Source organism: Xenorhabdus sp. IM139775 (assembly GCF_028598745.1).
In the GTDB taxonomy this organism is placed as follows: domain Bacteria; phylum Pseudomonadota; class Gammaproteobacteria; order Enterobacterales; family Enterobacteriaceae; genus Xenorhabdus.
In genome coordinates this window covers 48900-63537 of record NZ_JAQRFK010000014.1, presented here as the reverse complement: position 1 = coordinate 63537, position 14638 = coordinate 48900, and the positions used below count along the sequence as shown (strand labels likewise).

Below are 14638 nucleotides of genomic sequence, written 5' to 3'. Positions count from 1 at the left end.
TGAATATCGGCCATTTTTGCGGAAAGTAATTGGATAAGATAATCCGGCTGTTGAGCCTGTGCCTTTTTAATGGATTGTTCAATATTCAGACTGACATGAGTGCCTTTCAGCGTCTCTGTTGCATAGATCGGGGTTTTGTGGTTTAGCGCGAGTAATTTTAGTAACGCCAGTTTCGTGGTATGTACATTATTGTCAGCCTCTTTTGCCGAAAGTGCCTGCATGGCAAGATCAGCCTGCGTTTGTATGATATCGGTCTGTGCCATTCTGCCTGCATCAATTAACTCTTTATTAATTGTCACTAATTTCTGCATACGCTTAAGGGAAGCAACAGATAATGATTGTTGCTCCTGAGCACGAAGTAACGCATGGTATGCCAGAATAATTTGTGTGATTGAGTCGGCAACCGTCGCTTTTAAATTCAGCCGGTGGGTTTGTTCCTGGAGTTTGGCCAGAAAGATCGGAGCATTATTCACATCGGTGCCGGCTCCCCGTAAAAGCGGTTGGATCACAGTCATACTTGCACCATCATTGTGAGCGTTATTTCTCACCGATTTCATGTTTTCACGCGTCCATGAAAGTGTAAAGCGCGTGCCCAACGGCGTGAGTAATGTGGCATTAGGCGAAAGGTTCAATTTCCTAAAATCGGCATCCTGATTTTTACCCGCAATGTAGCGCCCACTAAGCTGTAGCTTTGGTGTAAACCGATCTTCTGCCACCCGTAAATCAAATTTCTGCGCGATACGATCCAGATAAGCACTGCGTATCGCATAGTTATTTCTCAAACCCAGCCATATTGCATCGCTCAACGATAAGCCAATCACCTCTTTTGCGGGTTCTGATAAAGTTAACGGTTCCTGTTCAGCGGCGAAAAGCCCGGTTTGAGGAAAAAGAAGAAACAAACTCAACGAGCCATAAAGGAAATATTTTTTAGTCATCGCGTAATGCCTGTACGGGTTCCATTTCAGAGGCTTTGTGTGCGGGATAAAAACCGGAGATAAGTCCTGCCATGATTGAACTCCCTATCCCTAACGGAAGAGATAACGGAGCCAAAGAAAATGACCAGCCAGAATAAAAGACAAAAAGGCAGGAGACGATAACACCGGCCAGTGCACCCAGTATGGCGCCGGCGAAAGTCAATGCCGCCGCTTCATACAAAAAAAGTCGCCGGATATCCTGCGTTCTTGCCCCTAACGCCATCCGCAACCCAATTTCTTTGCGTCGGGTCGATACGTTCATCAACATCACATTGGAAATAGCGATGCCTCCGGTAAGCAGCGAAATGACCGCCAACCCGATCAACATAAAAGAAAACGTTTTACTTTGTTCTTCCTGTCCTTGCAGAAGTTGCTGAGCAACCCGAACATCGATATCAACCGCCGGAAACTTGTGTTTGAGCAACGCCAATAAATCTTTTGCAGCGGTTTCTGTGGTGGCGGTGGTTATGGTGCGGGCGATAATGCCATTCAGATCCGTGTTGGGTGATATTTTGCGCATGGCATTGATAGGAACAATCACCACTGAATCGAGCGAAAAAGGAAAGATAGGGTTTTGCCCTTTTATCTCGAAAATACCAATAACGGTATATAAATAATTGCCAAGCTGAATTTGTTTGCCAAGCACACGGGATGGCTCCCCTTCACCAAGGGTAACAGCCACTTCGTTGCCAATCACCAGATAAGGAGAGTGTTGATCATAATCAGAGATAAACCGGCCATAACGCAGCCGCAACTGCATGACTTCTTCCAGTTCCGCTGAAGAACCTATTAGGGTAAATGTATCTGTTTTTCCGTTATAACGTCCGGGAGAAGGAAAATAGATCCACGGTGCTGCTGAGGACAGGCCGGGGATCGCTGTTGTCAGGTCGCCCATGTTAAGTGATGCACTATCAATCCCATGATCGTAAGTATTCAGGTTGACGGTAATGACGTTGATATCCAGCCCGCTGAACATTTTTAACGCAGCAAGGGTGGCGTTATGTCCGGTATTCACAAAGGCCACAATCGATGCACAACCAATGGCAATCCCCGATAAAGCAAGCAAGGTGCTTCTTCCCGTTGCCAATAAATTCCGCCAGGCTGCTCGCCAAATCATGAATGCCGACATACCGTAATTGCGAGGCTGATGATCACGCATAAATGGTTACACCTCTGGTTTCCTGCAATTGGCCATCAATCATACGTAATTCACGCTGCATATGGTTTGCAACTATCGGGTCATGTGTGATGACAACCAATGTCATCGCTTTGTCTGTGTGAAGAGAAGAAAGCAGCAATAAAATTTCTTCTGCCGTCTGTTGATCTAAGTTACCGGTAGGTTCATCGGCCAACAGTAACGAAGGTTCCCCCGCCAGTGCTCTGGCGAGAGCCACTCGCTGCCGCTGCCCGCCGGATAAGTCGGCCGGATAATAGGCAGCTCTATGTGAAAGCCCCACCAAATGCAGTTTTTCTCCGGCAATTTTGTGGGCTTGTAAAGAAGTCAACCCGCGGTAAAGAAGCGGCAGAGCGACGTTTTCTGTTGCTGTCATTCCGGCCAACAGGTGAAAACTTTGAAAAACAAAACCAATTTCTTTATTACGCATTCTGGCACGCAGGTCGGCATTGGCTGTGGACATATTGATACCACAAAGAAAGTATTCTCCGGAGGAGGGTTTATCCAGCAGACCGAGAATATTCAGTAAAGTGCTTTTCCCTGATCCCGATGTTCCGACAATGGCGCAACTCTGACCGGCATAAATTTGTGCTGTGATATTTTTTAGAACCGATGTTGGGTTTTCTCCGCCATGTTGATAAACACGGGTTAAGTGCTGCATATTGATAACTGGCAATATCGGGGTTGTCGGTTGAATAGCATTTATAAGAGCCATTGTTTTTATAATTCCTCCGTTTTAATTATCTTTTTTCATTAAATTAACTGACTTCTATTTACATTGAGAAATTAATAATTCATTGAGCAATTACCAATAAGCTATCTTATATCGGTAATTAATAGCGACTTAATGATTTGTCATAATTTATGATAATAAAAGCCAACTTTCTAATCCAGAATGAAATATATAGATGATATATAAATTTTAAAATTGCGATACCATCTGATGATGATTTAGATTTAGCTTGCATTATTAGAAGTGACGTTATAAGTGGCAAGATTAACTTTCAAAGTTTAAGACAATTACAGGAGAGTGTTTATGTTTAAGAAATTATTGACGGTTGGGGCGTTGGCTGCGGGTGTTTTATTGAGTAGTAATGCAATGGCGCTAAATCCATGTGAGATTGGAAACGTACCAAAACCTATTGAAGGTAACCTTTATCAAATGTTTGTTGTTAACCCTTCAGATAATTTTGCAAATAGCTTTGAGCGGTTTGGTATTAAATGGTATTTTAAAGGAAAAATCGGAGCGTGTAAATCTCATACTGGAAAAACGGCCTATCAAGCTTACTACCAAGGAAGAAAATAAACTGACAAACTAATTAACCAAGTAAAATTAATGCCATAGTTAATTTTACTACAGGTAAGTCTCGTTATTTTTAACGAGACTTATTATTATAAAAATGAAATTGAATTTCGCTGTGATTCATATGCAGAATTACAATGGATCAATTATGAAAATAAAACAGAGCTTCGCATACACGAAGCTCTTATAATATTTAGAAATTACTTTAATTATTCCAATTACAAAGCCCGAAGAATCGCCTCTACACTCTCCTTAGCATCACCAAATAACATTTGTGTATTCTCTTTAAAGAATAAGGGATTTTGTACTCCGGCATATCCGGTATTCATCGAGCGCTTAAACACAATAACATTTTGGGCTTGCCAAACTTCCAGGACCGGCATTCCGGCAATGGGACTGGCAGGATCTTCCTGCGCGGCGGGGTTGACGGTGTCATTGGCGCCAATCACTAAAACTGTATCGGTTTCAGAGAAATCATCATTAATTTCGTCCATTTCCAAAACAATATCATAAGGCACTTTAGCTTCGGCCAGTAACACATTCATATGACCCGGCAACCGCCCCGCAACGGGATGAATACCAAAACGGACATTGATGCCCTTTTCACGCAGTTTCGCGGTAATGTCATGCACCGGATATTGCGCTTGAGCCACGGCCATACCGTAGCCCGGAGTAATAATCACCGAAGTGGAACTTTTCAACAGTTCAGCAACTTCTTCCGCCGTTGTTTCACGATACTCTCCCAGTTCCTGTGTATCCCCTGCCGCCGTGCCATCGGTGCCGAAACCGCCGGCAATCACGCTAATAAAGGAGCGGTTCATCGCCTTGCACATAATATAAGACAGGATGGCCCCCGAAGAACCGACTAACGCACCGGTGACAATCAGTAAGTCATTACTTAGCATAAAACCTGCCGCCGCCGCCGCCCAACCTGAATAGGAGTTCAGCATGGAAATAACGACCGGCATATCCGCCCCGCCAATGGAGGCCACTAAATGCCAACCGAAAGCCAGTGCAATAATGGTCATCACCAGTAAAGTGAGAACTTGCACGCCAATACTTTCTGTTTTGATAAAGGCAAACATCAGGATAAAGGAAACGATCAAGGCGGCCAGATTCAGTTTGTGCCGGTGTGGTAGCATCAATGGCTTGGAAGAAATTTTCCCGCGCAATTTTCCAAATGCGACAACCGAGCCGGTAAAGGTGACGGCACCAATAAATACCCCGAGAAAGACTTCGGTCAGATGAATATTTTCCATAATGGGGGTGGCAAAAATATCGTGGGTGGCGAAACTATTAAACCCAACCAGCACCGCCGCAAAACCGACAAAACTGTGCAGGATAGCCACCAACTCCGGCATCTGAGTCATTTCTACTTTTTTGGCGAGACGAATGCCAATCGCCGCACCAATGACCATTGCTAAAATAATCCAGCCTACGTTACCCGTATCAGGCCCTACTATCGTAGCAACCAAGGCAATTGCCATACCAACGATGCCAAAAATGTTACCGCGTTTAGCGCTTTCGTGGCGGGAAAGTCCGGCAAGACTGAAAATGAACAACATGGCGGCGACAATATAAGCTGCTGTAACTACTCCGTTCGACATAAGTTACCCCTTATCCTTTACGAAACATTTTCAGCATACGTTGAGTGACAGTAAAGCCACCAAAAATATTGATGCTGGCAATTAATACGGCAATGAATGAGAAGAAACTGACCCATCCCCCTTCACCAATTTGCAGAACAGCCCCAACCACAATGATGCCGGAAATCGCGTTAGTGACGGACATTAATGGGGTGTGCAATGAATGACTGACATTCCAGACAACGTAATAACCGACCACACAGGACAAGGCGAAAACGGTAAAATGCGATAAAAACTCTTTCGGTGCAACATGTGCCAGCCAGCCATACAGAATGATTGCGAGTGCAAGCAATCCATACTTCAGCCACGGAGATTTAGGCTTTTCTGCCGTTTCCTCTTTTTTTACTGCGGCGGGTTTGGTCGTTGTTGGCTGGACTGAAACTTGGATAGGTGGCGCTGGCCAGGTGATCTCCCCCTCTTTAATTACAGTGACGTTACGGATAACAACATCATCAAAATCAACGGAAATTGCACCATCTTTTTCTTTGCACAGTAGTTTCAGCAAGTTGACCAGATTGGTGCCGTAGAGTTGTGATGATTGAGTGGGCAACCGGCTGGGCAAATCCGTATAGCCGATAATTTTTACTCCATTTGCTGTCACAACCAGTTTATCGGCTTGGGTATATACACAGTTGCCTCCCGTTTGGGCTGCCAAATCGACAACCACACTCCCGGGTTTCATGGCGTCAACCATCTCTTTTGTGATAAGCAGTGGTGCCGGTTTCCCCGGAATCAATGCCGTTGTCACGATAATATCAACTTCTTTTGCCTGCGCAGCAAACAACGCCATTTCAGCTTCGATAAAGGCTTCTGACATCACTTTTGCATAACCGTCACCGCTGCCGGCCTCTTCCTTGAAATTCAATTCCAGAAATTCAGCGCCCATGCTTTGTACTTGTTCCTTCACTTCTGGACGCGTATCAAAAGCGCGGACAATCGCACCGAGGCTACCGGCTGCGCCAATGGCCGCCAATCCCGCTACACCTGCGCCAATAATCATGACCTTTGCTGGTGGTATTTTGCCTGCTGCGGTAATTTGCCCCGTGAAAAAACGGCCAAATTCATGAGCGGATTCAACAATGGCACGATAACCGGCAATATTTGCCATTGAGCTGAGTGCATCTAAAGATTGCGCGCGGGAAATTCGTGGCACGGCGTCCATCGCCAGAACAGTAACTTTGCGTTCTGCCAGTTTTGCCATTAACTCCGGGTGTTGCGCCGGCCAGATAAAACTGATCAGCGTGGCACCTTCTTTCATCAAGGCAATTTCATCATCGTCAGGGGCGTTGACCTTCAAAATGATATCAGATTGCCAAACCGGGTGGATTTCCGCTATATCCGCCCCCGCTTTTTGATAAGCGACATCATCAAAACTGGCCAGTTTCCCTGCTCCCGTTTCAACGGTGACGTCAAATCCCAATTTACGCAATTGCTCCACGGTGGATGGTGTGGCAGCAACGCGCGCTTCATTAGCAAATTGCTCTTTTGGTACACCAATACGCATAATGTTTCCTTCTTTAAGAATGAAATATTGCTGATTATGACCTTGTTGAAGCCTATTTAACGATTAGTTTGATTTTATTGCTGCTATCAGTGAAATCTATCAATAGAATACCAAATAGTAACTCAATGAAAATAATTTCAACGAATTATCATTATAAAGGCAGAAAAAATAAAATGTCCTTTTAAGGTAGACCATTCTTTAATTCGTATAACTTACTATATTTATTAAAATTCTTAGTGTCATATACTAAAAACAGGTAATCGTTTCTTAGAGGGCATAATTTATTGCGACAATTAGCATTATTACATGTAATAATTGCGCCCTATGTGATACATAACAATGTTCAGCCCGTTATAAATATTTTAATGCGCAAGGCGAAAGGATTTTTTATGAAGCTGAAGACAACGATCATCGCTACCGCGGTGCTCTCACTAACCACGATGACTGCTGCTCATGCGGCTAAAGAGTTAACGCCGGAACAAGCCGCAGAGATTAAACCTTTTGAGCGGATCTCGGTGACTGGTCGTTTTAATGCTATTTATGAAGCTGCTGACGCAGTTTCCCGTCAGGCCGATAAAAAAGGCGCTGACAGTTTTTATATTCAGAGTCTCGATGATCTCAATGGACGCGGTAACTTACGTGTTGTCGCCGATTTGTACCATAAAGATGCGGAAAAAGCAGATAAGACACCTAATTATCGTATCTACCGCGGTATCAAAGAGTTACCTAAATCTGAAGCCATTACCTTGGAACCTTTCGACACTGTAACAGTGAATGGTTATTTCCCTACTGATCCTGACCTGAAAGAAGCTATCGCTAAAGAGACTAAAAAGAAAGATGCCGCATCCTTCTTTATTGTCCGTGATATTGCACCAAATAATGGTGGAAACCAAATAGTCACAGCCTATGTTTATAAAGCAGATGCACCAAAACGTAAAGTTCAGTCCAGTGAAGCCGTGATCCCAGCCGATTCTGAAGCAGGACGCAAGGCTCTGGCACAAGGTGGAGAAGAAGCCAAGAAAGTTGAAATTCCAGGTGTCGCCTCTTCAGCGTCAACAAATAATGTGATTGGTCACTTTTTTGAAACCCAGTCATCAAAAGGTGGGCGTTACACCGTCACCTTGCCTGATGATACAAAAATTCAAGAATTGAATAAAACATCTGCGGCTCAGATGGCACCGTTCGATTCCATCACTTTTTCTGGTTATTACACTACCGCGCCTGAGGTTTCTTATCAGGTTGCTAAACGTGCGGCAGAGAAAGGCGCAAAATACTACCATATCACGAGAGAATGGCAGTCTAATGGTGGTAACGTGACCATCAGTGCTGATTTATTCAAATAATGACATAGTTAAATATTCTCGTTTAGTTGTTCATAAAAAAGGCACAAATCTTCTTTGTGCTTTTTTTGTCTTCTCCTTTTGAGAATTTTATTATTTTATTTGCATCAATATCCTTCCGATAATCAACAATTAATTAACGTTATACTTCGGTGTAATTTGCAGATAATCCCGTTTAATCTCCCTTTTTGTTGATATTTTTGCATGATTGTTTTTTATTTGTTTCTTTCAGGTAAAATCAACAATCAACGTTATACAAAATGTTTATTAAGGTGATAATGTGGATTAGAAAAATTATCTGTAATTTATGTTCTTACTCCTCTACACAATTTTATGCATAAAATTTATATTTTTTTGCATAGTCAACCATTGCATACCATCCTTTCACTCCGTAGAATCGCCCTGTTTTTAGATTTATCTGCTAAATCTGTACTGCAATCCATCGCATGGATGCAATAAATGTCCAATATGTGTTCGATATTCAGGGCAAGTGTTCTGGCTAATCGTGTCGATTATATTATTTTTAGGAACGTATCTTTGGAAAAAAAATTAGGCCTTACGTCTTTGACTGCACTGGTTCTCAGTTCTATGGTCGGTGCCGGCGTATTCAGTTTGCCGCAAAACATGGCGCAAGCAGGCAGTCCTGCTGCATTAATGATTGGTTGGGGAATAACAGGTATAGGGATTCTCTTTTTAGCCACCTCCTTACTTTTACTTTCACGACTTCGCCCTGATTTAGATAGCGGTATTTTTACTTACGCAAGAGAAGGTTTTGGCGAGCTAGTGGGATTTTGTTCTGCATGGGGATATTGGTTTTGTGCCATCATTGCCAATGTTTCTTACTTAGTTATCGTCTTCGCCGCGTTAAGTTTTTTCACTGATACTGAACACTCAATTATCTTTGGTGATGGCAATACCTGGCAATCGTTGATAGGTGAATCCATCTTACTTTGGTTTGTTCACTGGCTGGTATTACGCGGTGTACAAACGGCCGCGGGAGTCAACCTGCTGGCGACAATGGCAAAATTATTACCATTGGGCATGTTTATTATCTTAGCTGTCATTGCTTTCAAAATGGATGTATTTTCCTTTGATTTTCATGGAATTGAAATGGGCGTTCCTGTTTGGCAGCAAGTTAAAGACACGATGCTGATTACCCTATGGGTTTTCATTGGTGTTGAAGGTGCGGTTGTGGTTTCAGCCCGAGCCAAAAAACGCAAAGACATTGGTATCGCAACGTTGTTGGCTGTTATCTCAGCATTAGGGGTATATATACTGGTTACCCTGCTTTCATTGGGCTTGGTTACCAGACCTGAATTAGCGGCTATGCGTAATCCCTCTATGGCAACGTTGATGGTTGGGTTAATGGGGTCTGCGGGTGAAATTGTAATTATTGCCGGCTTGATCGTCTCTGTTTGCGGCGCTTACCTAAGCTGGACAATTATGGCAGCGGAAGTCCCCTTTATCGCTTCATTACATGGCTCATTTCCTAAGGTATTCAAAAAACAAAATAGTAAAAAAGCACCTGAATCATCACTTTGGATCACAAATGGCGCGGTTCAACTTTCTTTGATTGTGATTTGGTTAAGCGGCAGTAACTACAACACGTTACTTTCCATTGCATCTGAAATGATCCTTGTGCCCTACTTTCTGGTTGGTGCATTTTTAGTAAAAGTCGCCTTCCAACGCAGTAGCCGGGCTTTACTCTTTATTGCCTTTGGCGCTTGCACTTATGGATTATGGTTACTTTATGCTTCGGGATTAATGCACCTTTTGCTTTCTGTTGTGCTATACGCACCAGGGCTATTGGTTTTCTTATATGCCCGTAAACAAGATCGGGAAAAGGCACCATTAACGGTAGTGGAAAAATCAGCCATTGTGATTCTGTTTCTGATGGTATTCCCGTCTATGTGGCAATTAATGCACTAAAAATCATTCGCAACGTTGTCATTTTACAGTTTAATTGACTTTCAAATGAGTGGCTTAAGAGGAGGAATTAAATTCCCCTCTTATTTTTTTAAAATCAGTATGTTGTAACTAAAGTGAGGGGTTCAGTTCAATTAACACCCAACACATAAGAATTCATTCTGTTTTCATGCCTATATATTTTGTAAATATATAGGTTGCGCCCTATAAATGCGCATTTATTAGTAAGATATTACCAACAATAAGTTAACTTTAAGCAGAATCAACTCATCTTGATTTTACTTAAAGGTAGATATAACATCTAACATAATCACAATATTAGAGATAAAGATCAAAAGAAAAACATCCGTTACAATTACGTAATATTTATTTAAAGATTTTGCAAAAACAGAAAAATCTCTATTTTTCAGCATATTTATTTTTACAGAATCGCCTTAATTAATAATTAATCTTATAAAACAGAATAAAAGTTCATTGATGTTCATAAAAAAATCGATGTTATGCATAACAATTCTATTAAATGTTTCTTAATAGCTCAAAACTCCAAATTATGAGATTAGTCAAGTTATTATTTTTATCTTTGTTAATTAATCGCTACTATATTCTTACCTTATCGTTGATAAGGAAATATGAACTGTTGTGTCTTTGTTATTTTCAGACGTAAACCTAAGTAATTCACTGCTGCAATAATATGCAGCAGTGAACATTAACACTAACTCGATAATCTGTTTCTCTGTCGAATCAGTTCGTCAGAGATGGGATATTTTAGAAAATGAAAACCAAGTTAATTATTTCATCCTTATTTGTTTCATCTGTACTCATGTCCGCTGCGCACGCTGCCGATGGACAAATCAAATTTACGGGAAAGATTACGGCGACTGCCTGTAAAATCGATTCAAATTCTGCTAATCAAACCGTCAATATGGGTACTATCAGCTCAAGTTCATTTAACGGCGCGAATAGTACCTCTGCGCCTACCCGCTTTAGTATTAAATTGACTGATTGTCCAGAAGAATATAACCAAGCTCAAGTCAAATTTGATGGTCAGACAGACAGAGCGAATAGTCGGTTTTTAGCGTTAGCCAGTAACAAAGAAGGAAGAGCGGCTCAAGGTGTTGCACTTGCTCTTTATGAAGATGACAGTAACACCATGATTAATATCGCTGAAAATTCACAGTATCAAAAACTGATAAAAGGCCAGAAAACGAATACTCTGAATTTCGTTGCCAAATATATTGCGACATCTAACACGGTTACTCCAGGTGCAGGTGACTCTGTCGCTAACTTTACTATCACCTATAATTAATATTTATATGTAATGGAAATCATGGCAAGGAAGCTAAAACAATATCATTCAGGACAATATGACTCAGGTTTAAATAATATTGTTTGGAGCAACCACCTTGAAATATTTTCGCATTTTAATTTTAGTCTACATTTTCAGCACTAATACTAATGTCTCTTTTGCCGGTGTTGTTATTGGTGGTACACGTGTTATCTATATCAGCGATCAAAAAGAAGCGTCTATCTCTATTAACAATCCAGAAAATGATATTTCTTATCTGATCCAATCATGGGTTGAAGGTGAAGATGGTAAAACTAAAGCACCTTTTATCATCACTCCCCCACTTTTTAAATTAAAGGCCGGGGATGAGAATGTTTTACGGATTGTTAACACCGGAAATAATTTACCTGAAAACAATTTACCTGAAGACAAAGAATCTCTGTTCTGGCTCAATATTAAGTCTATTCCGGCGACCACTAAATCAGCACAGAACCAATTACAAATCACGGTAAAATCCCGGTTTAAGCTGTTCTATCGCCCTGCCAATTTGATTGACAATGCCGGCACTGCTTATAAGGCACTGAAATTCAAGGTTGATGGACACAAACTTATTGTAGAAAACCCAACCCCTTACTATGTTTCTCTTTCTACATTAATCATTGGCAATAACGTGAAAAATCATGAAATTAAACCCGCAGGGATGATTGCGCCTTTGGGCCAAGTGAGTTGGGATGTTCCTATCAAAAACATCAATCAGGTAAGCTGGAAAACGATTAATGATTTTGGTGGTGTAACGCCAGAGGAAAGACGTCAGTTGTAATTAAAATTTATTGTAATAAGAAATTATACAACCTATATACCCAATAGATTTCAAGATACAGCCTGAAAGATGGAGGGTATATCAAAATTAGAAAATTATTATGAGTAACTATCGTCATTATCTTCAAAAAAATCTTTCTGATAATTGGGCGTTATTTTTCAAACCAAGCTGGCGTTGCCTATATAGTCAGGCATCTCTCTATATGTTGTTAAGTACTCCCCTTTGGGCGTATAACAATAAAGCTCACGCTGAAGAGTATTTCAACATTAATGCATTGGAAACCTATTCAGGTTTTGAAGATATTGATTTGTCGATCTTTACTCAAGATGATCAACAACCTCCCGGCCGTTATTGGGTAGACATTTATCTTAATCAGGAAAAATCAGATACCGGTAATATCGATTTTGTTATCGTAAATAATAAGTTATTACCCAAACTTAAAATATCTCAACTCAAGGAAATGGGTGTCAATATTGAGGCATTTCCCACATTACTTGAGTTGCCACAAGAAACGGAAATTTCTGATCTCGGACAATATATTCCATCTGCATCAACATCGTTTGATTTCAAACAACAGCGGTTGGATATCAGTGTTCCCCAAGCAGCCTTGAACAGTCAGGCAAGGGATTATGTACCACCTCATTTGTGGGATCAGGGATTAACTTCCCTGTTGGTCAATTATCACTACAGTGGCTCCATGAGTTGGCAAAACAATCAACCCGGCTCAACAAACAACCATTTCCTCAGCCTCAGGACAGGTGCCAATTGGCAAGCATGGCGTTTGCGGAACTATTCCACTTACAGCAGTCAGAATAAAAAATGGCAAAATATCAATACGTATCTTCAGCGAGATATTCATGCGCTGAAAAGCCAGCTCATATTTGGAGACAATTATACCTCCTCCCTTATTTTTGATGGTTTTCAGTTTCGTGGAGTCCAGTTGTCTTCTGATGACAATATGTTGCCTGATAGCTTAAAAGGATTTGCGCCAACGATTAGAGGAATAGCCCAAAGCAATGCCCAAGTCACTATTAAACAAAATGGTTACATTATCCATGAATCTTATGTTCCTCCGGGGGCTTTTGTCATCAATGATCTCTATCCAACAACATCGACAGGAAATATAGAAGTCATTGTCAAAGAAGCCGATGGAAGTGAACATCGTTCTGTGCAAACTTTTTCTACTGTGCCCGTCATGTTACGGGAAAATAGCCTGCGACATTCGCTGACGTTGGGAAAATACCGATCTAACTCTCTGCGAGGAAAAGAACCCTATTTTATGCAGGGTACGATGATTTATGGTATTTCCAATCGTGTGACTGCCTATGGCGGAACAACGATCGCAAAAGATTATCAATCTATCGCGTTGGGTACAGGCTACAGTCTTGTTGATTGGGGTTCACTTTCCTTTGATGTGTCTTATGCCAAAACCAATTTAATATCGAATTCCAGCCAGTATGGTCAGTCTTATCGCTTCCAATATACCAAAGATTTGTCCCAAACAGGCACTAGCCTTACTCTCGCAGGCTATCGTTACTCGACACAAAATTTTTACGATTTTAAAGAGGCGAATGAGTTAGGGAATGAAACCGATGGAACAACCCACAATAGCACCAATAAACGCAGTAAATTACAGCTACATATTAATCAGTCTCTTGGTGACTGGGGGGCTATCTATTTATCGGCTTTCCAACAGGATTATTGGCAGCAAAAAGGCTACGAGAGAAATATCAGTGCGGGTTATAACACAAGTTACAATTCCATTAATTATAGCCTGAATTATTCTCACAGTGCTTTCCCTGGAGCAAACCGCAATGAGCAGATTGTCTCATTCGGCGTTCAAATCCCCCTTGATCGTTGGCTGAAGAATAGCTGGATAAGCTATAACATGACGAACAGTAAAAACGGCGATACATCTCATCAAGTCAGTCTAAATGGTACAGCTCTTGAAAATAACAATCTGACTTATAACATTCAGCAAAGTTATACCAGCCGCAATCAAGATGTTGGCGGAAATATCGGTGCAGAATACAAAGGAACATATGGCCAAATCAACGCGGGTTACAATTACGACAAACACGCCAGACAACTGACTTATGGTTTAAATGGCGGGATCGTTGCCCATCCTTATGGCATCACCCTTTCGCAGTCTTTGGGGGAGACACCAGTATTAGTGCGTGCTAATGGTGCGTCAGGCGTCAAAGTGCAAAACCATACCGGCATCAGGACTGACTGGCAAGGCCATGCCATTGTGCCTTATGTCAGTAGCTACCGGAAAAGCCGTATTGCTCTGGATACGTATTCAATGGGCAATAACGTTGATATTGATATCAATACGCAAACGATCATTCCAACTCAGGGTTCACTAACGCTGGCCAATTTCCAGACTCGTATTGGCTATCGTGCTTTACTGATACTTTCCCATCAAGGTAAAGCCATTCCATTTGGCGCAACCGCAACATTAGATCCGAAGAATGAGTCCGATGAAATCAATAGCACTATTGTCGCTAATGATGGTCAGGTTTATCTCAGCGGTGTTCCTCGGTCAGGCCGTATCTGGGTGAAATGGGGTCATAAAGATGTTCAGGAATGTCATGTTAATTATCAACTTCCAGAAAAAATACCAGAATCTGGCCTGTACATTCTGAATACATCCTGTGAGTAAT

Annotated in this window: 11 protein-coding genes; 6 read left to right on the top strand and 5 right to left on the bottom strand. The window is 41.6% G+C overall.

All coding sequences use genetic code 11. The features are described from left to right. The 3 genes from PSI17_RS05265 to PSI17_RS05255 all read right to left on the bottom strand — a co-directional run. The coding region (locus PSI17_RS05265; protein ID WP_273550967.1) for a TolC family protein at positions 1–935 on the bottom strand (935 nt) is incomplete at its 3' end. After that, entirely contained in the window at positions 928–2133 is a 1206-nt protein-coding gene (locus tag PSI17_RS05260; RefSeq protein ID WP_273550966.1) for an ABC transporter permease, read from the bottom strand. The genes PSI17_RS05260 and PSI17_RS05265, both read right to left, overlap by 8 nt. Beyond that, a complete protein-coding gene (locus tag PSI17_RS05255) occupies positions 2126–2863 on the bottom strand; it encodes an ABC transporter ATP-binding protein (protein WP_273550965.1) in 738 nt (245 codons plus the stop codon). Before PSI17_RS05255 ends, PSI17_RS05260 begins: the two co-directional genes overlap by 8 nt. Positions 2864–3184: 321 nt before the next feature. Here PSI17_RS05255 and PSI17_RS05250 point away from each other — a divergent pair, with 321 nt between their 5' ends. Further along, on the top strand, positions 3185–3454 hold the full coding sequence (locus tag PSI17_RS05250; protein WP_273550964.1) for an LCI fold-containing protein: 270 nt from the start codon (positions 3185–3187) through the stop codon (positions 3452–3454). A gap of 215 nt (positions 3455–3669) precedes the next feature. Here PSI17_RS05250 and pntB read toward each other — a convergent pair whose 3' ends face one another. Together pntB and pntA are read right to left on the bottom strand one after the other, a co-directional pair. Next, positions 3670–5058 carry a Re/Si-specific NAD(P)(+) transhydrogenase subunit beta gene (pntB, locus tag PSI17_RS05245; protein ID WP_273550963.1) on the bottom strand — a complete coding sequence of 463 codons (1389 nt, stop codon included), beginning with the start codon at positions 5056–5058 and terminating at the stop codon, positions 3670–3672. 10 nt (positions 5059–5068) lie between these two features. Next, a complete protein-coding gene (pntA, locus tag PSI17_RS05240) occupies positions 5069–6601 on the bottom strand; it encodes a Re/Si-specific NAD(P)(+) transhydrogenase subunit alpha (RefSeq protein ID WP_273550962.1) in 1533 nt (510 codons plus the stop codon). Positions 6602–6990: 389 nt separating this feature from the next. On the opposite strand from pntA, the gene ydgH reads away from it, so the two are divergent. From ydgH to PSI17_RS05215, 5 genes are all read left to right on the top strand, one after another. Further along, complete coding sequence (gene ydgH, locus PSI17_RS05235) at positions 6991–7944, top strand: DUF1471 family protein YdgH (protein WP_273550961.1); 954 nt, start codon at positions 6991–6993, stop codon at positions 7942–7944. 534 nt (positions 7945–8478) lie between these two features. Continuing rightward, positions 8479–9870: a basic amino acid/polyamine antiporter gene (locus PSI17_RS05230; RefSeq protein ID WP_273550960.1), complete on the top strand. Its 1392-nt coding sequence runs from the start codon at positions 8479–8481 to the stop codon at positions 9868–9870. 769 nt (positions 9871–10639) lie between these two features. After that, on the top strand, positions 10640–11173 hold the full coding sequence (locus PSI17_RS05225; RefSeq protein WP_273550959.1) for a fimbrial protein: 534 nt from the start codon (positions 10640–10642) through the stop codon (positions 11171–11173). A gap of 97 nt (positions 11174–11270) precedes the next feature. Then, complete coding sequence (locus tag PSI17_RS05220) at positions 11271–11972, top strand: fimbrial biogenesis chaperone (protein WP_273550958.1); 702 nt, start codon at positions 11271–11273, stop codon at positions 11970–11972. A gap of 100 nt (positions 11973–12072) precedes the next feature. Continuing rightward, positions 12073–14637, top strand: coding sequence for a fimbria/pilus outer membrane usher protein (locus PSI17_RS05215; RefSeq protein ID WP_273550957.1), 2565 nt, complete (start codon positions 12073–12075; stop codon positions 14635–14637). The last annotated feature ends 1 nt before the right edge of the window (position 14638 follow it).